Source organism: Oceanobacillus halophilus (assembly GCF_003628505.1).
Lineage (GTDB): Bacteria > Bacillota > Bacilli > Bacillales > Amphibacillaceae > Oceanobacillus > Oceanobacillus halophilus.
In genome coordinates this window covers 35,344-58,226 of sequence record NZ_RBZP01000005.1, presented here as the reverse complement: position 1 = coordinate 58,226, position 22,883 = coordinate 35,344, and the positions used below count along the sequence as shown (strand labels likewise).

24 protein-coding genes, 1 tRNA gene and 1 riboswitch are annotated in these 22,883 nt (G+C 36.1%); of the genes, 15 read left to right on the top strand and 10 right to left on the bottom strand.

Annotation, left to right across the window (positions count from 1 at the left end; genetic code table 11):
* Positions 1 to 151: 151 nt before the first annotated feature.
* The 4 genes from D8M06_RS08715 to D8M06_RS20450 all read right to left on the bottom strand — a co-directional run bounded on the left by D8M06_RS08715 (position 152) and on the right by D8M06_RS20450 (position 3,791).
* The gene (locus tag D8M06_RS08715) at positions 152 to 889 is read right to left on the bottom strand and encodes an SDR family oxidoreductase (protein ID WP_121204012.1); all 738 of its coding nucleotides are present in this window, start codon (positions 887 to 889) and stop codon (positions 152 to 154) included.
* Between the two features lie 33 nt (positions 890 to 922).
* Complete coding sequence (locus D8M06_RS08710; protein WP_121204011.1) at positions 923 to 2,170, bottom strand: MFS transporter; 1,248 nt, start codon at positions 2,168 to 2,170, stop codon at positions 923 to 925.
* A 336-nt stretch (positions 2,171 to 2,506) separates the two neighbouring features.
* On the bottom strand, positions 2,507 to 3,316 hold the full coding sequence (gene pdxK / locus D8M06_RS08705; protein ID WP_121204010.1) for a pyridoxine/pyridoxal/pyridoxamine kinase: 810 nt from the start codon (positions 3,314 to 3,316) through the stop codon (positions 2,507 to 2,509).
* Between the two features lie 349 nt (positions 3,317 to 3,665).
* Positions 3,666 to 3,791, bottom strand: a complete 126-nt coding sequence (locus tag D8M06_RS20450; RefSeq protein ID WP_421904212.1) for a putative holin-like toxin — start codon at positions 3,789 to 3,791, stop codon at positions 3,666 to 3,668.
* A gap of 185 nt (positions 3,792 to 3,976) precedes the next feature.
* On the opposite strand from D8M06_RS20450, the gene D8M06_RS08700 reads away from it, so the two are divergent.
* The 8 genes from D8M06_RS08700 to D8M06_RS08665 all read left to right on the top strand — a co-directional run bounded on the left by D8M06_RS08700 (position 3,977) and on the right by D8M06_RS08665 (position 10,789).
* A complete protein-coding gene (locus D8M06_RS08700; RefSeq protein WP_121204009.1) occupies positions 3,977 to 4,171 on the top strand; it encodes a hypothetical protein in 195 nt (64 codons plus the stop codon).
* A gap of 189 nt (positions 4,172 to 4,360) precedes the next feature.
* A complete protein-coding gene (locus tag D8M06_RS08695) occupies positions 4,361 to 4,795 on the top strand; it encodes a universal stress protein (RefSeq protein WP_121204008.1) in 435 nt (144 codons plus the stop codon).
* 189 nt (positions 4,796 to 4,984) lie between these two features.
* Positions 4,985 to 6,457: an amidase gene (locus D8M06_RS08690; RefSeq protein ID WP_121204007.1), complete on the top strand. Its 1,473-nt coding sequence runs from the start codon at positions 4,985 to 4,987 to the stop codon at positions 6,455 to 6,457.
* A gap of 711 nt (positions 6,458 to 7,168) precedes the next feature.
* Complete coding sequence (locus tag D8M06_RS08685) at positions 7,169 to 8,653, top strand: site-specific DNA-methyltransferase (RefSeq protein WP_158591765.1); 1,485 nt, start codon at positions 7,169 to 7,171, stop codon at positions 8,651 to 8,653.
* Between the two features lie 60 nt (positions 8,654 to 8,713).
* Positions 8,714 to 9,250 carry a nitroreductase family protein gene (locus D8M06_RS08680; RefSeq protein WP_121204005.1) on the top strand — a complete coding sequence of 179 codons (537 nt, stop codon included), beginning with the start codon at positions 8,714 to 8,716 and terminating at the stop codon, positions 9,248 to 9,250.
* A gap of 162 nt (positions 9,251 to 9,412) precedes the next feature.
* Entirely contained in the window at positions 9,413 to 9,631 is a 219-nt protein-coding gene (locus tag D8M06_RS08675; protein WP_121204004.1) for a YdbC family protein, read from the top strand.
* 66 nt (positions 9,632 to 9,697) lie between these two features.
* Positions 9,698 to 9,770, top strand: a tRNA-Lys gene (locus D8M06_RS08670).
* 623 nt (positions 9,771 to 10,393) lie between these two features.
* Positions 10,394 to 10,789: a hypothetical protein gene (locus tag D8M06_RS08665; RefSeq protein ID WP_121204003.1), complete on the top strand. Its 396-nt coding sequence runs from the start codon at positions 10,394 to 10,396 to the stop codon at positions 10,787 to 10,789.
* A 35-nt stretch (positions 10,790 to 10,824) separates the two neighbouring features.
* Here D8M06_RS08665 and D8M06_RS08660 read toward each other — a convergent pair whose 3' ends face one another.
* The 3 genes from D8M06_RS08660 to D8M06_RS08650 form a co-directional block, all read right to left on the bottom strand.
* A complete protein-coding gene (locus D8M06_RS08660; RefSeq protein WP_121204002.1) occupies positions 10,825 to 11,799 on the bottom strand; it encodes an L-lactate dehydrogenase in 975 nt (324 codons plus the stop codon).
* Positions 11,800 to 11,975: 176 nt separating this feature from the next.
* A complete protein-coding gene (locus D8M06_RS08655) occupies positions 11,976 to 12,191 on the bottom strand; it encodes a hypothetical protein (protein WP_121204001.1) in 216 nt (71 codons plus the stop codon).
* Between the two features lie 78 nt (positions 12,192 to 12,269).
* Positions 12,270 to 13,034 carry an NRDE family protein gene (locus D8M06_RS08650; protein ID WP_121204000.1) on the bottom strand — a complete coding sequence of 255 codons (765 nt, stop codon included), beginning with the start codon at positions 13,032 to 13,034 and terminating at the stop codon, positions 12,270 to 12,272.
* A gap of 408 nt (positions 13,035 to 13,442) precedes the next feature.
* Between D8M06_RS08650 and proB the strand changes: the two genes are divergently transcribed.
* The 3 genes from proB (at position 13,443) to D8M06_RS08635 (ending at position 16,325) form a co-directional block, all read left to right on the top strand.
* Positions 13,443 to 14,564: a glutamate 5-kinase gene (gene proB / locus D8M06_RS08645; RefSeq protein WP_121203999.1), complete on the top strand. Its 1,122-nt coding sequence runs from the start codon at positions 13,443 to 13,445 to the stop codon at positions 14,562 to 14,564.
* Between the two features lies 1 nt (position 14,565).
* The gene (locus D8M06_RS08640; protein WP_121203998.1) at positions 14,566 to 15,813 is read left to right on the top strand and encodes a glutamate-5-semialdehyde dehydrogenase; all 1,248 of its coding nucleotides are present in this window, start codon (positions 14,566 to 14,568) and stop codon (positions 15,811 to 15,813) included.
* Positions 15,814 to 15,902: 89 nt separating this feature from the next.
* Positions 15,903 to 16,325 carry an OsmC family protein gene (locus tag D8M06_RS08635; RefSeq protein ID WP_121204141.1) on the top strand — a complete coding sequence of 141 codons (423 nt, stop codon included), beginning with the start codon at positions 15,903 to 15,905 and terminating at the stop codon, positions 16,323 to 16,325.
* A 53-nt stretch (positions 16,326 to 16,378) separates the two neighbouring features.
* On the opposite strand, the gene D8M06_RS08630 is transcribed toward D8M06_RS08635, so the two are convergent.
* Positions 16,379 to 16,852 carry an S-ribosylhomocysteine lyase gene (locus D8M06_RS08630; RefSeq protein WP_121203997.1) on the bottom strand — a complete coding sequence of 158 codons (474 nt, stop codon included), beginning with the start codon at positions 16,850 to 16,852 and terminating at the stop codon, positions 16,379 to 16,381.
* A 264-nt stretch (positions 16,853 to 17,116) separates the two neighbouring features.
* Between D8M06_RS08630 and menC the strand changes: the two genes are divergently transcribed.
* The gene (menC, locus tag D8M06_RS08625) at positions 17,117 to 18,232 is read left to right on the top strand and encodes an o-succinylbenzoate synthase (protein WP_121204140.1); all 1,116 of its coding nucleotides are present in this window, start codon (positions 17,117 to 17,119) and stop codon (positions 18,230 to 18,232) included.
* 39 nt (positions 18,233 to 18,271) lie between these two features.
* Here the strand turns inward: menC and D8M06_RS08620 are convergent, their stop codons facing one another.
* Positions 18,272 to 19,375 carry a 5-methyltetrahydropteroyltriglutamate--homocysteine S-methyltransferase gene (locus D8M06_RS08620; RefSeq protein ID WP_121203996.1) on the bottom strand — a complete coding sequence of 368 codons (1,104 nt, stop codon included), beginning with the start codon at positions 19,373 to 19,375 and terminating at the stop codon, positions 18,272 to 18,274.
* A 93-nt stretch (positions 19,376 to 19,468) separates the two neighbouring features.
* Positions 19,469 to 19,571, bottom strand: a riboswitch (SAM riboswitch).
* A 707-nt stretch (positions 19,572 to 20,278) separates the two neighbouring features.
* On the opposite strand from D8M06_RS08620, the gene D8M06_RS08615 reads away from it, so the two are divergent.
* The 3 genes from D8M06_RS08615 to D8M06_RS08605 are packed head-to-tail and all read left to right on the top strand — an operon-like array spanning position 20,279 to position 22,588.
* Positions 20,279 to 21,205 (top strand): MBL fold metallo-hydrolase, encoded by a 927-nt coding sequence (locus D8M06_RS08615; RefSeq protein ID WP_121203995.1) that lies wholly within the window; start codon positions 20,279 to 20,281, stop codon positions 21,203 to 21,205.
* A 42-nt stretch (positions 21,206 to 21,247) separates the two neighbouring features.
* Positions 21,248 to 21,946: a CBS domain-containing protein gene (locus D8M06_RS08610; RefSeq protein WP_121203994.1), complete on the top strand. Its 699-nt coding sequence runs from the start codon at positions 21,248 to 21,250 to the stop codon at positions 21,944 to 21,946.
* Positions 21,947 to 21,973: 27 nt separating this feature from the next.
* Positions 21,974 to 22,588: a 3'-5' exonuclease gene (locus D8M06_RS08605; protein WP_121203993.1), complete on the top strand. Its 615-nt coding sequence runs from the start codon at positions 21,974 to 21,976 to the stop codon at positions 22,586 to 22,588.
* 30 nt (positions 22,589 to 22,618) lie between these two features.
* On the opposite strand, the gene D8M06_RS19975 is transcribed toward D8M06_RS08605, so the two are convergent.
* Positions 22,619 to 22,774 carry a hypothetical protein gene (locus D8M06_RS19975; protein WP_170150264.1) on the bottom strand — a complete coding sequence of 52 codons (156 nt, stop codon included), beginning with the start codon at positions 22,772 to 22,774 and terminating at the stop codon, positions 22,619 to 22,621.
* Positions 22,775 to 22,883: the final 109 nt, after the last annotated feature.

Genomic DNA, 22,883 nt, shown 5'->3' with positions numbered 1-22,883 from the left:
GAAATCAACAATGCACCTTATTTCATATTTATTCTTAATTAAATAAATCAACAATTTCTATCAACTACGACATTTAAAAAGGAACAAAGTATACAAAAGAGCCTATAAAAAATAAGGATGTTATAGTACATCCTTATTTTTATGCAATTCTTTATGGTAAGTCATTTGGACGTACGATGACTTCATTTACATTGACCCGTGATGGTTGATTCACAGCATAGAATACAGCCTCTGCGACATCTTTACTTTGGAGTGGAGTTACTTCAGGACCGCTTGTTAACATATCGATAGCTTCCTGGTCGGTGATGGTGCTAGCTAAATCAGTTGCTGTAAATCCGGGTGAAATGGAGGTGGTACGAATATTGGTTCCAGCTAGCTCTTTTCCCAATCCTTCCATAATTACTCTCGCAGCAAACTTAGTAGCTGCATACACCGTTTCTGCAGGTGCTACTTCATGGCCAGCAACGGAGGAGGTTGTAATAATATGCCCTTCATTGCGTTCCATCATATAGGGTAATACGGCGTTCACACCGTATAGTACACCTTTAATGTTAACGTCAATCATCTTTTCCCATTCATCTACTTTTCTATTTTTCATAAAGCTAAGCGGCATTAGTCCAGTATTGTTAAAGAGGATGTCAACTTGTTGAAATTCTTTTATAGTAAAGTCTATCAATTCCTGTACTTCTTTCTGTGAAGTTACATCCGTTACTTTTATTTTGACATTCCCGTTATATTGGCTCAATCGGTCTAGAATAGCTTGTATTTTGTCTTTTCTTCTTGCTGCCAGCACGACATTATAACCTTCGTGAACAAATTTTTCAGCCGTTGCTTCCCCAATACCACTGCTAGCTCCGGTAATAACAATAGTTTTGTTTTTCCTAATCATTAAATATACACCTCATACATTCTAGTTGTGAAATTATTTTGCAATAACGTTCGATTGTTCTTTACTTTTTTGTATATTTATTACATATTTCATCATGAAAACACCAATTAAACCAAATACGAGAAATCCTCCACTCATTAGTTGTTCTGGTATGATTCCACCGATAGTAACTGCTGCACCAGCAATAATCATTTGTCCTTGGCCAGCTAAACTATCCAAAGCGAGATAAGAACTTCGGTATGAACCATCAGCTAAATCGGCAAGTAATCCTTGATGAACGGGAACATAAATTAATTCTCCTATGGATATAAAGAACATTAAGGCAATTAATGCCCATGGAGAAGCTGTATAGCTCAATAGGGCATAGCCGCTTACATAAATACTCATTCCAAAAAGGAGTTTCCAGGTATTCGATTTGTTTTTGATCAGCCAGGTAACAAAGCCCACTGTAAATACAACAAGCAAGGTATTTTCAGCTTGAAGTATTCCGACCATGTTTAATCCATTAATGGTGAAAGAGTCATATAATGAAATCTCCGTCATGTTCTTTTCTAAATGAATCGCGATATAATTGGTTAAATGACCTTCCAGAGAGAAAACCAATAAGGAACCAATGAGAAATATCATATATGTACCATCTTTTAATACATGGAGATAATTAGACCACATAGAGGATGGAGCTCTTGGATCCTTTGTTTCTTTTTTAACAAAAGTTTCTCCAATAAACAGAAAAGTAATCAAAGAAGAAGTCATAGAAATAGCAGCAACGAATAGAAATAAATAAAAATGATATTCTTCAAATAAGAATGCTCCTGTAATACTGCCAAGCGCAACAGATAAATTGATTATCCAATACATTGCTGTAAACACAAAATTCCGTTCTTCCTTTTTAAGTAAATCATAAATCATTGCGGTAGAAACAGGATAAAATATTCCACTACAAAACATGTTTACAAGAAACAGGATAAAACTCAAATATGGCGATAAAAACCATGGGGAATTTGCAAAAGCAATCGCTAAAAATGATAAGCCAATTCCTAGTTCGGAAAGTACAAGTAACTTCTTTCGACCGTTTTGATCGGACCAGTAACCACCGCACAAACCACCAATAATACCTGAAACAATAACAGAAATAACGAGTATACCGGTAATCGTTTCTCCTACTAATCTGCTAAAGTAAATGGCGATAAAAGGCATAATTGTCATCGTAGCTAAATTGGTGGCAAACTGTAAATATAAACGAATTTTTATAGATGGGTGCAGTTGCCTGAATTTGGACAAAATCTAACCTCCTATCTGTAAGTATATATCTAATAACCTTGGGTCGGTTTGTAAGGGATTTATGTATCAGATACGTAAAATCTTCTCTATGTATTACTAGTCATCTTGAGAAATCTTTTAAATAGATTTCGTACTGACTTAGCTAATAACAAATATCTGAATAGACTTGTTAATTCTCACTCTGGGCAGTAATTCACCATAGATCATGGCCACAGCCTCCTCACGAAAAAATCACGATTACGTGTCTACGCATAAGTGTTTTCTCGCAGGAGTGGATAAAAAATAGGAAAGCAAGTTTTCCTAACAACTTGCTTTCCAGTATAATTAATATGTTACTTATTTGTTAAACTTATTATATGCTCCGTGCATAACTGGACCCACATATTCATTTAGTTTCCAGCCATGTTTGATTGCAGCAGTAACAAATGCTTTTGCGTTCGTAACAGCTTCTTTCACGGGTTTGCCGTGTGCTAGGTTTGCTGTGATCGCAGCAGCAAATGTACAGCCAGCACCATGATTGTAAGTTGTATTAATCTTATCTCCTTCTAAAACAATATATTCTTTTCCGTCATAGAAGAGATCAATTGCTTTGTCATGCTGAAGTGCTTTCCCGCCTTTAATTACAACGTTTTTGGCACCTAATTCATGGATGATAGCAGCTGCTTCTTTCATGCCTTCAATATCTTTGATTGGACCACTTGTACCTGCTAATTGCCATGCTTCAAAAAGGTTCGGTGTAGTAACAAGTGCTTGAGGTAGCAATAATTCTCGCATAGCATCGGTGTTTTCTGGTTGTAATACTTCATCTTCGCCTTTACATACCATTACAGGATCAAGTACGTATTTATCTAAGTTTGCTTCTTTGAATTTCTTTGCACCAAGTTCTATGATGTCAACTGTACCCAGCATGCCTGATTTTGCAGCATCAATACCAACAGATAAAGCTGTATCTAATTGTTTTTCAACAAGGTTTACATCTATTGGTGCAACATTGTGGTGCCACCCTTGAGGATCCATTGTAACGATACTTGTTAATGCAGTCATTCCATACGTATCATGTTCCTGAAAAGTTTTAAGATCCGCTGCTTGTCCTGCCCCGCCACTTGTATCCGAACCAGCAAGTGTTAGTGTTTTTTTCATTGTCATGTTGAAGTCCCCCTATATAAACCCTATTTATTTTCAGATGGAAAATAAATGTTATAATAATAAACTATAAACTCTTTTTTTATGAGTGTAAAGGTAGGGTAAAGAATTTTTATGCGTTTTTTCGACATAGACATGCAGTGAAATGACGTACGATGTAGTAAAAATAGTTCTAATTTCCCTGTATATTGACAGTATAATTTACAGATTTTATACTATAATTAGAATAGGGATTGGAGTAGCTGCAACTACCCAAACCCCAATCAACTACAAACCGCATAAAGAGCGGTTGACCAAGATAATGATGATTGAAACTTTTGAAGTAATCGCCAACCTTAGTCATAGCAGGCGGTTACTTCTTTTTATTTATATACACGACCATAGTCACTGTAATTGTAATTACCGCAATCAGTGTATTACTGAATTGTGACATTAAACTCAAGTGTTCGTATGCCGTCAAATTACCACCTCCCTTCACAAGGGAAGATGGTCAACCGCCCACTATACATTTATAGTTGATATAAATATTCTACCATAAATGCCGTAGGAATATAATCGTAAAATAGAACTAATGTTCTGTTTTTGTTAGTAGTAAAAGCTACTTATATAAAGATGGAAATTAGATAATCCTATTAATAAGTATTTATTAATAGGAGAGACACTATGGACAAACATCATTTTGGAAATTTACAGCAGTTAAAAGAAGTACAAACGAATATTTTTTTAACAGAGGAACTAATTTCGCAGGCTATTCAAAAGTACAATTCTGATCCATTATTATATGAAGAAGCAATCAGACAAGCTTCCAAAGAACTCTCACATGTGCAATCTGTCTTGGATCAGTCTATGTTTACCTAGCGATGAAAATCAGGTTATTTTCTAGAAAGGATGCTTTCTTTTTAGAATAACTCCCTATCAAATCTAAAGAAAATAGGATATTTATGACTATTTTGTAAACGTTTACAAACTTCTGACAATAATACAAACTCCCATGATAAAATAGAGGTAGAAAGATCAAGCCTTATGATCAAGGGAGGGGTCATTGTTATGACCACAAAAATTCTCGTTGCTTATGATGGGTCTGAGCTAAGTAAACAAGCTATAGAAGAAGCTAAGCTACAATTGAAAATCACCCCTGATGCTGAAGTACATGTTGTGACCGTAGTTACAATAAGTGGTCCTACAACAAACTATACGATTGCAAAAAGTATTACGATGGAAATGGCTGATAACATGCGTCCAATTATGGACCGTATCGAGAAGGATCTTAAAGAAGAAGGAATGAATGTTCACACGGAAGTGCTTGTTAATTACAATCAGCGAAATCCAGGCTCTAAGATTTGTGAATACGCGGATGAAAATGAAATTGATTTAATTATTGTTGGAAGTCGTGGTCTGGGAACAATGAGCAGGTTCTTCTTGGGTAGTGTAAGCAATAATATCGTTCATCATGCCCATTGCAAGGTCTTGATTATTAGATAGTCAACACAAGTTTAGAATTCTGTACAACCAACTTTTCAGTAGTCTAATTGTTCATGAATTGGACTACTTTTTCTTGTCCATTAAAACAACAATAATTAAATAGATTATACTATTATACTTTACCAATCTAAAGTAGTGACGCATAATAGAATTAATTAAATTAATATATAGTAGGAAGGAAAAACGTACATGGAAAATCCGTATAAACAAGTAGAATGGTTAGTAGAAACAAGCATTGAGGAGATACAGGAAAAGCTAGATATAGGTGAAGTAACTTCCACGGAATTAGTTAAGATGTATTTTTATAGAATCAAAGAATTTGATCAAAAAGGACCTAAGATTAATTCTATCCTTGAAATTAATCCTGAAGCAATTCATATTGCAGAAACATTGGATTATGAGCGTAAAACAACTGGTAAAAGAGGGCCTTTACATGGGATACCTGTTGTTATCAAAGATAATATTGATACAGGAGATAAAATGCATACAAGTGCAGGTTCTCTAGTATTGGCTGAATCCTATGCGAAAGAGGATGCATTCCTGGTAAAACAACTTCGTAAGGCTGGTGCCATAATTTTAGGAAAAACCAATCTTACAGAATGGGCAAACTTTATGGCGGAAGATATGCCTACAGGGTATAGTTCCCGTGGAGGGCAAGTATTAAATCCATATGGTTCCCATTTTATCGTTGGTGGCTCAAGTGCAGGATCGGGTGCGGCGATTGCGGCCAATTTTGCTTCTGTTGCTGTTGGTACAGAAACTTCAGGTTCCATTCTTAGTCCATCCAGTCAAAATTCCTTAGTAGGAATAAAGCCCACCATTGGTTTAGTTAGCAGAAGTGGAATTATCCCTATTTCACATACTCAAGATACAGCTGGACCAATGGCTAGAACTGTTGCAGACGCAGTGATTTTGTTGAACGTATTACAAGGTTCTGATTCCAAGGATCCGATTACTTCAAGGAATTCATTGGAAGACAAAGATTTTACCCATTTTCTAATGAAAAATGGATTGAAAGGAAAGCGAATAGGTATTGTCCGTAAACCCTATTTAGAAAGTTTAAAGGAATCTAAACTGACTGTAATTGAAAAAGCAATAGAAGAGGTCGAACAGCTTGGAGCAGAAATAGTGGATGGGGTTGAAATACCTTCCCAGGAATTAGACGAAGATATTACGGTCATGCTCTATGAGTTTAAGAATGACCTTAATGCGTATTTGAAAAATGTAGATGCCTCTCTAGGTGTACGCACATTAGCTGATGTGATTAAGAAAAATAATGAAATTGGAGAACAAGCATTAAAGTTTGGGCAGAAAGTACTTATACAATCAGAGGAAACCACAGGAAATCTAACTGATCCAGAGTACCTTTCAAGTCTGTTAAAAGATGCTTACCTATCTCGCGAGAAAGGGCTTAATGAAGTGTTAGAAGGTGAAAACCTAGATGCGTTAATTTTCCCTGATAATGATGGAGCAATGATTCCAGCAAAAGCTGGTTATCCTTCCATTACAGTTCCTGCAGGTTATACGTGTGAAGGAGAACCGGTAGGAATCACATTTACTGGCACAGCATATAGTGAGCCTAGATTAATTGAAATAGCCTATTCCTATGAGCAAGGAACAAAGCATCGAGTACCACCAGTTTTAAAAGGAGTGAAACTTTAAGTTTAAGGAAGATTTTTTGAGTATATATTGTTGCAATTTAAATGTCGTAGTAGAAAGAAATTCCTGATATATTTAATTCAGTATAAATAACTAATGGGGCGATTCGTTAACACCGCTACGGAAATACACTCCTCTTTCCGCGGGGAGCTGGTGAGCCTCCTTCGTGCTGTCGCACTACGTAGTCTCACCGATGCTCTTCTTCCCGCAGGAGTCTCCGTGTATTTCCTTCGCTATGTGGCAGCTCTACTTGTATAAACAAGAAATATGCTATTTTCAAGAATAATAATGGTCTTAAACGTGATTTCAAGAACTTTCATTTCAAAAATATATTATGCATCTATCTTAGCGGAGGCAGAATACGGAGACTCCTGTGGGAATAGCACGTGTCCGAAGACCCCGCAGGAAGTGGTTTTCTTCCGAGGAGGCTGAGGCCGTGCCCGCGGAAAGCGAAGTATTCTGCCGGAGCGAATGATCGCACATATCAAACATAAATGCGAGCGAGAGCTACACTATTCTGAATTAAAGATATAAACAGTCTATACAAAATGTGAAACAAAGCCAGGCTTAAAAAAGGAAAACTTTTTAAAAGAAGGAAGCTGTTATTGCGATAGCTTCCTTCTTTATTATTTAAAATTATCTGATATTTATGTTAACTTATTATATAGGAGAGTAGACTGTTAATTTATCTACCAAATGATGAGGAGACCAATCATGCAAAAAGTGAATGGATTAACCCCGGGTATGATCGAACAGAATATCAGTAAGATGAGAGAGATGTTCCCTGAGGTATTTACGAATTCAAAATTAGATAAGAATAAGCTTATGCTATTATTGGGAGAGAGTATAGAAGAGGATGAAGAAAGCTACGAATTTAGCTGGAGAGGTAAGAAGGCTGCTATCCGTTTGGGACAAGAACCAACTTCTAAAACACTCCAGCCTCGTATCGAAAAAAGTATAGACTGGGATCGAACCAATAATATTTATATTGAAGGGGATAACTTAGATGCATTAAAAATACTGCAGCAATCCTATCAAGAAAAAGTCAAGATGATTTACATCGACCCCCCTTATAATACAGGGATGGGCTTCATTTTTAATGATAATTTTAGAGAACCGATTAGTAGTTATAAAACGAGCGCTTCTTCCAGTCAATTAACAGGAAGATTTCATAGCAATTGGCTAAGCTTTATGTACCCTAGGCTGATGCTCGCTCGTAGATTACTCACAGAAGACGGAATGATTTTTATAAGTATTAATGATAAAGAGCTATATAATTTAAAGAAGGTGTGTGATGAAATATTTGGAGAAGAAAATTTTGTCACCACTCTAATTTGGGAGAAAAAGAAAAAACCTTCCTTTCTAGATAGAAATGTTGGCTGTGTTACGGAATATATTCTTGTTTTTTCAAAGAATAATGAGAAATCACATGCGCTTTCTATTGAGAAAACAGAAGAAGGAAAGAAATATCCATTTAATAATGCAGGAAATACCTTACGAACATTAACTTTCCCAGAGAATGCTGTGACATTTCGAATTCCAGATACTATTGTAAATGCTCAAGACATGTCTGCTGGTAAAATTATTACGGAGTTATTAGACGATGTTGTTATTGAAAATGGACGAAATAAAAATACCTTTCGATTAAAGGGAGAGTGGCGTTACTCTCAGGAAAAAGTTTATGAAATTGTTAAGAATAGGGAAGAGATAGTTATCAGCAAGGTTCCTTTTCGACCAAACCATGTGAAGAGAGGCGGAAAGGTTAAGAAAATGAGAAATCTATTTTCAATAGCAGGGTATGGCTTTCCAACATATGAAGATGCAGATAAGGAAATTACAGATATATTTGGTAAAAAGATATTTGACTATTCTAAACCAGAAAGACTAATAAGAGGATTAATTCAATCACTTTTATATAATGATAATCAGGCAATTGTGTTGGATTTTTTCTCTGGTTCTGGAACAACAGGGGAAGCTGTTTGGCGTCTTAATAATGAGTTTGGGACAAATCATCAATTTATTCTCGTACAACTTCCTGAAAAAATCGATTCACAGTCAGCAGCATATCACGAAGGTTTTCAATCAATAAGTGAAATAGGTAGGGAGCGCTTAAAACGAAGCAAGGAAAGGCTATTTAAGCAGAATTCACGGCCAAACCAGGATCTAGGGTTTAAATTTTTTCATATAGATGATAACTAGAGGTTTTCCTACTGTTTTAGTATGAATTAATGATATACTAACTTATAGGAGGGATTTGTTATGGATGTTATGGAAGCAATAAAAAAAAGAAGAGAAATTACAAGATATGCTGACATGAATATACCGTCAGACACGTTGGATAAAATTGCAGATGCTGGTTATTTTGCACCGTCAGGAAATAATCTTCCATCTAAGCAGCTAATAGTTGTGCAAGAACGTCAGACCCTTGACAAACTCGCTGAAACGACACCATATATGAAATGGTTGAAAGAAGCTCCTGCTGCTGTGGCAGTTACTGGTAATCCATCTGTTAGTAAATACTGGTTACAGGACGCGTCCATAGCATGTGGTTACATTTGGTTAGAAGCGGTTGAGCTTGGTCTTGGATCAGCTTTCGGAGCAGTCTATCATTCTGAAGATCCGGAAGAATCGGTAAAGCGTGAAAGTCACGTAAGAGATTTATTAGATATTCCAAAAGAAAATCACATAGTTGCTGTCATAGGTTTGGGGTATCCTAAAGAGCAACCTAAACCAAAGAAACATATTCCAAGGGAAAAGGTAATATCATATGAGCGTATGAGCAATTTTAAAGAGTAAAATAGCGAATGGTGTAGTGACTATTCGCTATTTTTATTTGTTAGGAAAGTTACGGAATGGACCAAAGTATCTCTTTTAAATCGAATAAACGCATTAAAAATTTTTTTCTCCAAATATGTTTGTTATAATAATTTTATCTTAAGTATGTTGGGAGTAGTTATTATGGCAGAATTAAAATACGATATTATCCAAACGATTGCAGTACTATCAGAATCACCAAAAGGCTGGACGAAGGAACTAAATTTAATTAGCTGGAATGGAAGGGATCCAAAATATGATCTTAGAGACTGGGCTCCGGATAAGATGAAAATGGGCAAGGGCGTTACTTTAACGAAAGAAGAACTATTAAAACTAAAAGATTCCTTAGAAGAGATTAAATAGGACTATAGAAAAAGTCTTGCGTAATATCTTTATCTATGATAACATAGAAAAGTCGCAAGAACATACGGGACATTAGCTCAGTCGGTAGAGCAGCTGACTCTTAATCAGCGGGTCGTAGGTTCGATCCCTACATGTCCCATTCATAAACAACGACAAGCGAGGAAGGCTAATATAGCTTATCCTTGCTTTTTTTATATTGGCGCTTTTCGTATATTTTGTGGCTTTTTTAATGTAGTAGTAGATAGAAACTGTTGATAAATTTAATTAAGAGTAGTGTAGGTCTCGCTCACACTTATGATTGATTTGTGCTACCATTCGCTCCGGCAGAATACTTGCGGTTCGCGGGCACGGCCTCAGCCTCCCCGCGGAAAGCGAAGTGTATTTCCGTAACGGGAACAGAGTAGTATTCTGAATTAAAGATGTTCGTACTCTAACAAAATATGAAACAAAGTCATAATACAAAAGGTAAGAATCTTTTAGAAAGATCCTTTATATTAAACTTGCATTTAATTATCATCATGCTAACTCATGTGATTTAGCAAGTGTTCGTTTTATAGTTTAATAGAGGTTATCAATGTATGAATTCTTCCAACATATCCTTAGATATAGAGTAAGGTTTACACAAGTAGTGATAGGTATCACGTAGCGTAGGTTATGCACCAGTTTCTTATGTCATATTTTCTATTAACCTCGACTTAGATTATAAACAATGATACGTCTGAAAAAACATTTTATTAACAAAAATGAAAGTTGGGAAGGTTTATGAAAGAAATAGTTATTATTTTAGCTGAAATTGTAAATGAAATACACGATATTATAGTAGATTTGCTTGGATTTCATATGACAGATAAGGAACTTCATTTCTGGATTATTGGGATTATAGGCATGATGACATTTTTAGTAGTCTATTTCTTTTTCAAACTAATAGAAAAGCTAAAATGGAGTATCACTATCCTTTCCTTTATTTATACTTTTACCGGAATGGTTGTGTTAGTTTTTGCAATTGAATTACAACAGGCCATTACAAATCGAGGTAATATGGAATTTGCCGATGCAGTTGCAGGTTTGTGGGGATTCATTGTCCTATTTTTAATTTATGCTATTATAGGATTAATCATCTATGGAATTAAAAAGTTTTTAGATAGAAACAGGTCATAAAAACGAGCACTTGACTAACAAGAGCTCGTTTTTCTTTAATCATCAAGGGACTTTTTCACTTCTTCAAAGTGTGGTGCGAGAATGTTTTTTAACACATTAGCACTATGACTAAATTTTTCTTGTTCATCACTATCTAATTCAAGTTCAACAATATTACGGATTCCGCCACGATTTATGACTGCAGGTACTCCAATATAAACATCATTTTCATTGTATTGACCATCAAGGTGTGCAGAAACAGTCAGTATTGAATTTTCATTAGTCAAGATAGCTTTCGTAATCCGGACAAGTCCCATGGCAATACCGTAATAGGTTGCACCCTTGCTTTGAATGATTTTATAGGCAGCATCACGAACATTAACAAAGATCTCATCTAGATCTTCTTTATTGTATTCATTATCCTGGCTGATGATTTTATTAATATGAGTGGTACCAAGACTTGCAGAACTATATACAGGCAATTCACTGTCCCCGTGTTCACCGATGATATATGCATGGACATTTGTTGGAGCAATCTTGAAATACTCACCAAGAGAATAACGAAAACGAGCTGTATCCAGAATAGTACCAGAACCTATCACACGTTCTTTAGGTAATTTACTATATTTCCACGTCGCATAACTTAAAATGTCGACAGGATTAGTTGCAACTAGGAAGATACCATCAAATCCGCTTTCCATCACCTGGTCAACAATGCTCTTAAATATCTTTAGGTTTTTTTCTACTAGGTCAAGTCTTGTTTCCCCAGGCTTTTGATTCGCGCCAGCACAAATAACTACTAAGTCAACATTTTCACAATCTTCATATGTACCAAATCGAATATTCATAGGGCTTGGAGCAAATGCTTTCCCGTGATTTAAATCAATCACGTCCCCTTTTGCTTTATCCTCATTTAAGTCAATCATAATAAGTTCATGTGCAATACCTTGATTCATTAATGCAAATGCGTAGCTTGAACCGACAAAGCCTGTTCCAATTAAAGCGACACGACTAATACGAACATTATCCATCTATACTATTCCTCCTAAAAAATAAATCAGTTTCTATCTTACCAAAAAATGGTATTACATTTCTAAAATAACAGTATTTTTTCTTAGATTTCTCTAAAGTTTAGAAAATATGTATAAATGCAATGAAATAATAAGGAGCTGAAAAACTCAGCTCCTTGCATCCTATGTTCAAAATATTAATAACCTTTTTTTCCTTCCTCTTTCACAGAGGCTGTTGCAGAAATATCCTCTTCTTCCACTCGTTGAAGTTTATCTGCTTGCCCAGCGTTTTCGATATCTCCAGTTGCTTTATAGCCGGCAACTTCAGCATTGGACGTTGTACCATAAAGCCCCATGCCCCCTAATTTCACGTTGATTTTCTCATTGGATTTTTCATTATTATCTTTTGCCATAATTCCACCTCCTAACGGTAATTTAACCGAAGAAGTGAAAAATATGTCAGCGTTATGGATTGTAGAGTAAAAAGTAACTTAACTAATAGAAAACGTATATTGTTTTTCTCTTTGAAATTCACCATTTTGGTATGTGCGCTCATGAAATCTAACATTATAGTTATTATCGATTAGTAAAACGGTAGAGGATCTCGTTCCATATTCTGGTGACTTGATAAATAACGGGGAGAGCATTCTCTCCATGTCAATGCCAACTCCTGTGTTAGGCAATATATCATCAGATGCACGTTCTGAATCGGAAGTAATTTTAAATAATTCATCAGGGTCTATCTTTTGATTGTTGTTTATATATTCATGCAGCATTTTTTTCCCTTTGACAACTTTTGGCCAAGGCGTATTGAGGGTATGGTTGCTTAATCCGTGTGTACCAGGTAAAACTTTATTAACTTCATCTAGTACATTATTATAATGAAATAATTCCTCGTGATTTCCTAAAAGAATATTAAAACCAGCATACGCTGTTTTATTTTTTTGTAATTGAGATAAAAATTCTTCTGGGGTTTCATTACTGGCAAGATAACTCTTAACGATTTCTCCGCGCGATATGTTCCCTGTCTCGGCTAACTTTGGATCCCGATAGTTCGTTAATGCAGCAAAACGCCCTTTCTTCGTTACACCTAACCAAGTACCCATTTGCAATAAATCACGCCCTGCAAGGATAGTTGGTTCATCCTCCCAATAGGCTGCTGGTGCTGTTGGTCGTTTGTAAAACTCATCTCGATTTGCTGCTACAATGAGTTTATATTTTGCATGATCATGATAATGGAAATTAATTAGACACATTCGTATTTTCTCCCCTTTTGTCATATTATACGAAGAGTGGGGGATGAATACAAAAATTTAATCTTCTAATAATTTTATTTTCCTATTGACATTTACCTTTTTTCTATCCATAATAATTTTAATAATACTTTGAACGTGAACGAAGGACTAGTATGTGAAATTTGTAGTGTCAGAGAGTGGAACTTAACGAGCTGAGAGGTTCCATCACATACAAGTCACAGAACCTACCTTTATCAGTCCTGTGCCAAATCACAGGCGTTTCTTCAGCGTTATTTGAAGAAAAGTGGGATGTGTTTGAACATCCAAAAATGGTGGTACCGCGGAAGCTAAAAGCTCTTTCGTCCTTTTTATTAGGGATGATTGGGCTTTTTTATATATAAAATATCATAACAGGAGCATGATGATGAAATGGCGAAGGAACGTATCGTTGTGAAGATTGGAAGCAGTTCTTTGACAAATGAAAAAGGAGAAATTGACCAAGAGAAATTGATGGACCATGTAAAAGCGATAGTTGAATTGCGGAAAAGAAAACACGAGGTCCTTTTAGTATCTTCTGGTGCCGTCGCTGCTGGGTTTAAAAAACTTGGATATTCCTCCAGACCGGTAACAATCAAAGGAAAACAAGCAGCTGCAGCAGTTGGGCAAAGCCTTCTAATTCAAACATATATGGAAAAATTTCAAGCCTATAATTTATCAGCTGCATTAATTCTCTTAACACGGTCGGACTTTTCCAATCGGGAACGATATCGAAATGCTTTTGCCACGTTAAGCGAACTATTGGACAGAGGTATTTTACCAATAATTAATGAGAATGACACCGTGTCTGTTGATGAGTTAACGTTTGGGGATAACGATATGCTTTCTGCTTTAGTTAGTGGATTTGTTCATGCTGATCGTTTAATTATTCTAACAGATATCAATGGAATTTATAATGGAAATCCTCGCACCAATCCAGATGCCAAAAGGTTTGATTATTTAGAGAACATCTCAGAGGATATGTTTAAAGCTGTAGATGATAAAGGCTCCAAAGTCGGAACTGGTGGAATGAAATCCAAACTTCTGGCTGCAAAAACGGCACTTTCTTTGGGAGTTCCTGTTTTTATTGGGAAAGGCGCAGGTAAGAATAAATTGCTGGAAGTTATCGATGGAAATGGCAATGGTACATATATTGCGAACCAAGATTTAAACTGGATTAATACTAGAAAACAATGGATTGCTTTACATTCAGAGTCTTCAGGGAAAATCTTTGTAGATCAAGGGGCAGAAGAAGCAATTCTTTACAATGGCAAAAGTTTACTTTCAGCAGGTGTTTTTAAAGTCAAAGGAATTTTTGAAAAAGGGGATGTTGTAGAAGTCGTAAGTGCCAACCGATTTCTCGGAAAAGGTCAGGTTAAATGTTCATCGGGCGACTTAAAACAACGAATTGAATTGCGTAAGAACCAGGGTGCAGAATTTTCATCACCAGCATTGGAAGTTATCCATCGCGACCACTGGGTAGAACATATAAACAAAATTGGGGAGGAGATTTAACATGAATGAAGTACAGGTAAAAGGAAAAAAAGCGCAGGATGCCAGTTATCAAATGACAGCACTAACGGAGGAAGAGAAAAATCAGGCATTACGACTGATTGCAGAACAAATTGTAGATGATAGTGCATCTATCATAGTGGAAAATCAAAAGGATATTGAGAGTGGAAGAGAAAAAGGTCTATCAGAAGCTGTATTAGATCGAATTTTTTTGGATGAAAGCAGAATTAAAGGGATGGCTGAAGGAATTAGGCAAGTAACGGAGTTAAATGATCCTATTGGTGAAATATTGGAAACGATTGAAAAAGAAAATGGATTATTTATTGAAAAAAGAAGGGTTCCCATTGGTGTGGTAGGAATGATTTACGAAGCAAGGCCAAATGTAACAATTGATGCAGCAGCCCTCACTTTAAAAACAGGGAATACAGTGATACTACGAGGAAGCTCTTCGGCAAAATTTTCCAATACCGCACTTGTCAAATCCATTCACCAAGCATTGGGAAAAAGTTCTATCCCAGTTGATGCGGTTCAATTAGTAGAAGATACAAGTAGAGAAACTGCAAAAGAATTGTTTCGTCTAAATGAATTTCTTGATGTTCTTATTCCGCGTGGCGGGAAAAATTTAATCGATACTGTTGTGAGAGAATCTACAGTTCCTGTCATTGAGACTGGTGCAGGAAATTGCCATATTTATATCGATGAATCTGCTAATCCTAAAATGGCGGAAGAAATTGTGTTAAATGCTAAATTGCAGCGTCCATCAGTATGTAATGCCATCGAATCTCTTTTAATCCATCGAGTTTGGTTTGAAAAGCATGGTGTAGTACTTTTGGAGCAGCTTAAGGATAATAACGTAGAAATTTTTGCTGATGAAATAGTAGATGAAGCTTTCCCTGGAGCAAAAGCTGCAACCGAAGAGGATTGGTATACAGAATATCTTGGTCTAACTGTTAGTGTTAAATTAGTGGACGACGTTAAAAAGGCTATTAAACATATCAATAAATATGGAACAAGACATTCAGAAGCAATCATTACGGAAAATGATTCGCATGCGACTATGTTTCAACAAGGTGTAGATGCAGCAGCGGTTTACCATAATGCATCAACAAGATTTACGGATGGATTTGAATTTGGTTATGGAGCGGAAATAGGAATAAGTACGCAAAAACTTCATGCAAGAGGACCAATGGGATTACCTGCATTAACTTCCAGCAAGTTTTTCATTAAAGGAAATGGGCAGGTAAGGAACTAAATAGGTATGGTGATTGTATTTAGGGTAAACTAATGGCGATTAATGGATTCGAACATACAGTGGATTTACTCGATGAAAGGATGATAGCCATGGAACTTACAGTCAAATGGAATGAAAAGATGGCCTTTTCTGGAATGACTCCATCCGGTCATGAACTTAAAATGGATGCAGCTGAGGAAATTGGCGGAGAAAATTCCGGTGCAAGACCAACCGAATTGTTACTTAATGCAGTAGCTGGGTGTACAGGAATTGATATCATTTCCATTTTAAAAAAGATGCGTATGGAGCCCACTGCATTCCAAATGGATGTCCAAGGCCAACGTGCAGATGATCACCCAAAACGATTTACTACCATTCATATTCATTATTCCTTGGACGGGGAATTGTCAGAGGACAAAGTAGTAAGAGCTATTAATTTATCCAAAGATAAGTATTGCTCTGTATCTCATTCCTTAAATGCAGAGCTTACGGCAAGTTACTCGCTCAATGGATCAGAAGAGAAACAGTTATAAAAGAATAAGACGAACAATACTCTTGTGTTATTGTTCGTCTTCTTAATGTTTAATTATTGTTCTTCGCCAAATACTTCTTTCCATTCATTTCGCTTCTCAAGCATTTCGTGTGCTATTTCTTTTGCACCTTCAAGGCTGTGACTTGCTGCCCAACCACATTGTACTTCGTTACACGCAGGAACTTCTTCCGCCTTTAGTACGTCTTCTAATGTTTTTTCTACAGTGTCTAAGATTTTATCATAGTTATCATCGTTAAGAACCGTTAAATAAAAACCAGTTTGGCAACCCATTGGACTTAAGTCAACGATCGTATTATGGTGGTTTCTAATTAACTCAGCCATTAAATGCTCCAATGAATGCAATCCTGGCATTTCCATATGTTCCTTATTTGGCTGTTTGAAACGCAAGTCATATTTATGAATAACATCACCGTTTGCACCTTCTGTAACACCAGCTAAGCGAATATAAGGTGCTTGTACTTTTGTATGATCAAGGTTAAAGCTTTCTACGTTCATTTTTTTAACCATATCGACACTCCTAAACTATTAAAATATTTTACTGCTATATTAAATAGTAACATATTTAGCGAAAAGTGTAATGGGGATTCCTTTGGTTTTGTGTGATGGGAATGAGAGGAAAATGGTCAGAGAAAACTTTTTCTGATGCATTGAGAGAGGTTTGATCGACAAGTATGAAATAAATCAACAAGAAACACCAACCATTCGCTTCCTTCCTCTATTTTTTCTATAATAAAACCAAGCAGAAAAATTCAGGAGGCCATTACGTTGACTATACCTTTAAAAAATATCATTCTAAGAAAATTACATATGAGCTTGAAGAATCCCTTCACCACAAGTTTCGGAACAACACAAGAAAAAGAAATATTTATTATTGAGGCATATGATTCAGACGGTAACTGCGGGTATGGAGAATCAGTGGCTTTTTCGTCTCCATGGTATACAGAAGAAACCGTGAAGACTAGTCAGCATATGATAGAGGATTTTCTAGTACCTATTCTTCAAAAAAATGAAATCAGCCATCCAGATGATGTTTCTAAATTATTCAGTCCAATAAAACGAAACAATATGGCAAAAGCAGCAGTAGAAGGGGCAATTTGGGATCTTTATGCGAAAAGAAATAATATCACTCTAGCTGAAGCGCTAGGTGGAGAGAAAAAAGAAATTGATGTTGGAATTAGTATCGGCATCCAACCTACAATGAATGATTTACTTCATACGATTGATAAAAGCCTTAATGAAGGGTATAAGCGAATCAAATTAAAAATTAAACCAGGAGCGGATATGGAAGTACTCCGAGAAGTACGTGCTCACTTTCCAAGTACACTGATTATGGCAGATGCCAATTCTGCCTATACTTTAGAGGATATTGATCACCTAAAAAAACTAGATGATCTAGAACTTATGATGATTGAACAGCCACTTGCGCATGATGATATTGTTGACCACGCCAAGTTACAGTCACAAATACAAACACCAATCTGTCTGGATGAAAGTATTCATTCTTTAGAGGATGTAAGGAAGGCATATGAACTAGGAAGCTGCAAGATTATGAATGTGAAAATTGGCCGTGTTGGTGGCTTAACAGAGGCGTTACGTATCCATGATTATTGCCGGAAGCACGATATAAAAGTCTGGTGTGGTGGCATGCTAGAAGCAGGGGTTGGACGAGCGCACAACATAGCTCTGACTACCTTGCCACAGTTCGTATTGCCAGGCGATACCGCAGGGTCATCTCATTATTGGGAGAAGGATATTATCGTGCCGGAAGTCGTCGCGCAGCATGGCGTGATAAAAGTACCAGATAAACCTGGTATTGGTTATGAGCTTAATTCGGACGCAATCAATGAGTATACCGATTGGTGGAAGGAGTTTCATTTTGAATCGTAAAAACACGAGCAGCCATGTTTCTGGCTGCTCGCTATTTTTTTATCCCCAAATTTCTTTTGAGATATCTACAATGTATTTTAATTTTTCCCACTGTTGTTCTTCCGTTAAAATATTCCCATGATGGGTAGAAGCGAATCCACATTGTGGGCTAATACATAATTGTTCTAATGGCACATATTGGGTTGCTTCTTCTACACGTGCTTTTATGGTATCTTTATCTTCTAATTCTCCATGTTTCGAAGTGAATAATCCTAAAACGACTTGTGGACCACCAGTAGGGATGGAATCCAATGGTTGAAAATCACCGGAACGATCGTCATCATATTCCAAGAAAAAGCCGTTTACTTTTTCTTTAGCAAATAGCGTTGGAGCAATTTTTGCGTAGCTTCCCTCAAATGCCCATTTCGAACGATAATTTCCTCGGCATAGGTGAGTGGTTACAATCAAATCTTCTGGCTTATCTTCTAAAACACCATTAGCAACACGTAATGCCAAGTCAATTAATTTCTCACGGGAATAGCCGCTATCGTTAAATGGAATTTCTGGTGCATTCAGACCAGCGATATAGACATCATCTAATTGCAAGTAACGGCATCCTGCATCATAAAATGCTTTAATTGCATCACGGTAAACTTGGATAACATCATTTGCATATTCTTCTACATCTGGATAGATTTCTAAATTGCGAATCCCTGCGTTAAATAATTGGTTTGGGCTTGGGATTGTTTGTTTTGCAATAGCACGATCACCAACAATTTCTTTAAACTCGATAAAATCTCTTATATGTGGATGATCTAGATTGAAGGAAATCTTTCCAGTAACACGGACATCATAGCGTTCTGTTTCCTCACCCTTAAAGGCAAAACCTTGTTCTGGAACATAACCCTCTACACCGTTTAAATGCTCTAAGAAATCTGTGTGCCAGAATCTGCGACGAAATTCTCCATCTGTCACTGCCTTCAGCCCAACTTCAATTTGTTTGTCAACAACACGTTTAATTTCTTCTGTCTCAATGTTGTGTAATTCTTCAGCGTTAATCTTTCCATTTTGAAAATCTTTTCTGGCTTGATGAATTCTTTCTGGTCTTAATAAACTCCCAACATGGTCAGCTCTAAATGGTGCTTTAACTAAAGTTTTTGTCATTTGAAAAACCTCTCCCTTTGTATAATATCTTAAATACTAAAAAACCCTCTTCTTAAATAAGAAGAGGGTTAGACAGACATTGACTAGCAACTCTTCTTATCTTTTAGCTTTTTAGCTGCTGGAATTGGCACAGTACTATTAAAAGTCCGCTGCCGAGGCTTCCAAGGGCCAGTCCCTCCACCTCTCTGGATAAGAAAATTTCGAACTATTAAATTATGAATTTACTATACACCTCTTAGAAATAATTGTCAATATCCAAACTGTAAAAAATATAAACGAAACACATATCTTGCAATTATTATAACTACCGTTAAAATATGTATTATATAACAAGAAATGGATTTTACGAACTGTAGTATTCTGGCACACCAAGCGTTCAGTCCAATGGTAATAAAAATAAATAAATTTAAAATATGTTTTTAAATGGCTCTTTTCGCTATAGGTTGTTGCTTTTTGAAGTTTTAGAGTTGATAGAAACTGTTGATATATTTAATTAAGAGTAGTATAGCTCTCGCTTACATTAATGAAAGTTTTGTGCTATCATTCGCTCCGACAGAATACTACGCTTTCCGCGGGCACGGCTTCAGCCTCCTCGCGGAAAAAGCGCCGCTGCGGGGTCTTCAGACTCGTGCTTTTCCCGCAGGAGTCTACGTATTCTGCCTCCGCTATGTTAGATGGTCTAGATATTTTTATAGCTGAAGTCCGTAATGTCACGTTTGGGATAGCTCTTCCTCATATAAAATAAATTTGTTTACTTAAAATCAAGTAGCGGATATATAGCAGTATTCTTAATTAAAGTGATCAACAGTCTATATAAAATGTAAAGTAAAGTCATTTTATAAAGCAACAATGCAACAATTTTTCAGAAGACAGTCTTTTAATTAGAACAAGAGGGGACCTTACATGCTTTCTAAAATAACGGATAATATATATAAATTAGTTGTGAAATTTCCACAGGGGATGGGGGATGTAAACAGTTATCTAATTAAAGGAGAAAATGGATATACTGTTATAGATACAGGTACTAATCATCAAAATGCAATCGATATTTGGCAGCGTGTCATCGATTCAGGAATTATGGTTGAAAAAGTGGTGTTAACTCATACACATGAGGATCATATTGGTCTTGCGCGCTGGTTTAAGGAAACAATAGGAGTTCCTATCATCGTATCTAAATTTGGTCTAAGTGAAATGGAAAAAAGGCGAAATATGCCGTTAAAACAATTCAACCAATTGATTACAAAGTACGATGGACCTGCACTGCCGAAAAACTATAAGGATGATACATCTATCTATGAGTTTATGCCAGATGAACTATTTGATAGTCAACAAGATATTCTGATTGGTGAAGATATATATCAAACGATTTGGACGCCTGGCCATGCATATGATCAGTATTGTTTTTATAATAAAAAGAAGAATATAATGATTGTAGGAGATCATATATTGAAAGATTTTTCACCGGTAATTGGGCTCTGGAATGGGGAGGAAACGAATCCGCTGAAAGAGTACTTTGATTCCTTGGAGAAAATTAAACAATACAAACCAAGTATTGCACTACCTGGACATGGTGAATCGATTGTTGACTTGCAGACACGTGTAGAAGAAATTCAGGAAAGACATCAATTCCGACTTGAACAAGTGATAGGTGCAATTAAGCAGGAATATAAGACTGCAAGCCAAATCAGTCATGAAATATATAATACACTCAATGTTATTATCAATTTAAGTGCATTTATGGCAACTGTTACAAGGTTGATTTATTTAGAATCTCTAGGGAAAATAGAAAGAAAAGTCGTAAATGGTAAACATATGTTTCGTGCAATCTAGTTCTTCTTCTTTATATTGAAAATCTAGTTTAGGAGTAATATCATGAATAAGAATTCAGAAGTTTTCCTGGCAACTTTTAATAGAATTGAGAAAGAATTAAAGTCTTTATTGATTCATAAAAAAGAAGTTGGTTTTTCTAAAGCAGTAAAAATCTTACGCAATTCGAATGCTATTGTAAAACAATATAGTGATGACCTTTTAGAGTTTGCTGAGTTAAGAAATGCGATTATCCATAATAAAACAGATGCCACCTTCGCTATTGCTGAACCACACGACTCTATCGTGGAAAGTATCATGAAAATAGAAAAAGAATTAACCCAGCCAAGAAGGGTTATTAATGTTTTTTCTCGAAAAGTATATACGTTTCAGCAGGATGATACCATGGAATCTTTATTGAATGTTATACGAGAAAAACAATTTACGAAGTTTCCTATCTATCGTGGAAATGAATTTCAAGGGTTAATAACACAAAAAGGAATTACCAATTGGTTAGCTCATCATGTTAACGATTCAAACAAGATGATGGAAAGCTTCCTGGAAGATGTTCTCAAGTATGAGAAAGATGGAAATTATAAATTCATTTCCGGTGATAGTTCTGTTTATGAAGCAGTAGAGGTTTTTAAAGAACAACTTGGAAAAGGCATACGCTTAGAAGCATTGCTTATAACAAGTCATGGTAAAACTACTGAAAAATTAGCTGGCATTATTACAAACTGGGATATTATGAAAGTTAATGCCTAATAGAAGAAAGAGAAGGCGGAGAATACGATGAATTTTGTATCAATTGATTTTGAGACAGCCAATGAAAAACGATTTAGTCCGTGTGCGATTGGGGTAGTAATTGCCAATGAGAAAGAAATCCTAGATGAGTTTTACAGTTTAATTAATCCAATGATGGCTTTTAGCTCGTTTAATACGTACATTCATGGAATAGATGAACAGGATGTTCTGGATGCGCCAACCTTTAGTGAGTTGTGGCCCAGATTAGATGAATTTCTAACAAATAATCTGGTTATAGCGCATAATGCCAGCTTTGATATGAGTGTCATACGAAATACGTTGGACTATTTCCAGTTACCTTATCCAGAGTTGGATTATCTATGTACCGTAAAACTCTCCCAAAAAATTTGGCCGGATTTAGAGAATCACAAGTTAAACACGTTAGCAGAGTTTCACGGCTTTAATTTGGAGCATCATCATGCCCTGGAGGATGCGCGAGTTGCAGCGCAAGTTATGATGAAGACTATGGAGCATTATGAAACAGATTCTGTTGATACTATTTTGGAAGACTTGCAGATGGCAAAAGGAAGAATTTATGAGCGAGGCTACGTCCCTCCGAAAGTAAAAAGAAAACGCCAAAGAAAAAAATTATATATAAAATAAAAGAATTAGCACACAAGCTTTGTGTGCTTTTTAACGTTTTTCTACAAATAACAGGATAAAGGTTGCAACAGGTCCTAGTACGAGTGAAAGTAAAAACCAATTAAGTCCGGTTCGATTTTTCCCTTGTGCCAAGCCAGCATTTATCAATGCTAAGGTTCCCCAACCAACAAAATATTCATTCTGCATTTAAAATCTCCCCTTTTTTATATCCTATCATAATCATATTCAAAGAATTAAATTGTATAGCGACACCTGCATAGTTTTTTTAACTTAAACACAATTTAATAGTGAACAC

Bases quoted from the DNA above. Each gene is read 5' to 3' on its own strand.
- D8M06_RS08630 (WP_121203997.1), bottom strand. From the start codon at position 16,852: ATGGTTAAAAAAATGAACGTAGAAAGCTTTAACCTTGATCATACAAAA.
- D8M06_RS08610 (WP_121203994.1), top strand. From the start codon at position 21,248: ATGAATAAGAATTCAGAAGTTTTCCTGGCAACTTTTAATAGAATTGAG.
- D8M06_RS08660 (WP_121204002.1), bottom strand. From the start codon at position 11,799: ATGGATAATGTTCGTATTAGTCGTGTCGCTTTAATTGGAACAGGCTTT.
- D8M06_RS08685 (WP_158591765.1), top strand. From the start codon at position 7,169: ATGCAAAAAGTGAATGGATTAACCCCGGGTATGATCGAACAGAATATC.
- D8M06_RS08605 (WP_121203993.1), top strand. From the start codon at position 21,974: ATGAATTTTGTATCAATTGATTTTGAGACAGCCAATGAAAAACGATTT.
- D8M06_RS08635 (WP_121204141.1), top strand. From the start codon at position 15,903: ATGGAACTTACAGTCAAATGGAATGAAAAGATGGCCTTTTCTGGAATG.
- proB (WP_121203999.1), top strand. From the start codon at position 13,443: ATGGCGAAGGAACGTATCGTTGTGAAGATTGGAAGCAGTTCTTTGACA.
- D8M06_RS08640 (WP_121203998.1), top strand. From the start codon at position 14,566: ATGAATGAAGTACAGGTAAAAGGAAAAAAAGCGCAGGATGCCAGTTAT.
- D8M06_RS08665 (WP_121204003.1), top strand. From the start codon at position 10,394: ATGAAAGAAATAGTTATTATTTTAGCTGAAATTGTAAATGAAATACAC.
- D8M06_RS08690 (WP_121204007.1), top strand. From the start codon at position 4,985: ATGGAAAATCCGTATAAACAAGTAGAATGGTTAGTAGAAACAAGCATT.
- D8M06_RS08650 (WP_121204000.1), bottom strand. From the start codon at position 13,034: ATGTGTCTAATTAATTTCCATTATCATGATCATGCAAAATATAAACTC.
- D8M06_RS08695 (WP_121204008.1), top strand. From the start codon at position 4,361: ATGACCACAAAAATTCTCGTTGCTTATGATGGGTCTGAGCTAAGTAAA.
- D8M06_RS08655 (WP_121204001.1), bottom strand. From the start codon at position 12,191: ATGGCAAAAGATAATAATGAAAAATCCAATGAGAAAATCAACGTGAAA.
- D8M06_RS08680 (WP_121204005.1), top strand. From the start codon at position 8,714: ATGGATGTTATGGAAGCAATAAAAAAAAGAAGAGAAATTACAAGATAT.
- D8M06_RS08675 (WP_121204004.1), top strand. From the start codon at position 9,413: ATGGCAGAATTAAAATACGATATTATCCAAACGATTGCAGTACTATCA.
- D8M06_RS08700 (WP_121204009.1), top strand. From the start codon at position 3,977: ATGGACAAACATCATTTTGGAAATTTACAGCAGTTAAAAGAAGTACAA.
- pdxK (WP_121204010.1), bottom strand. From the start codon at position 3,316: ATGACAATGAAAAAAACACTAACACTTGCTGGTTCGGATACAAGTGGC.
- D8M06_RS08615 (WP_121203995.1), top strand. From the start codon at position 20,279: ATGCTTTCTAAAATAACGGATAATATATATAAATTAGTTGTGAAATTT.
- D8M06_RS08715 (WP_121204012.1), bottom strand. From the start codon at position 889: ATGATTAGGAAAAACAAAACTATTGTTATTACCGGAGCTAGCAGTGGT.
- D8M06_RS19975 (WP_170150264.1), bottom strand. From the start codon at position 22,774: ATGCAGAATGAATATTTTGTTGGTTGGGGAACCTTAGCATTGATAAAT.
- D8M06_RS08620 (WP_121203996.1), bottom strand. From the start codon at position 19,375: ATGACAAAAACTTTAGTTAAAGCACCATTTAGAGCTGACCATGTTGGG.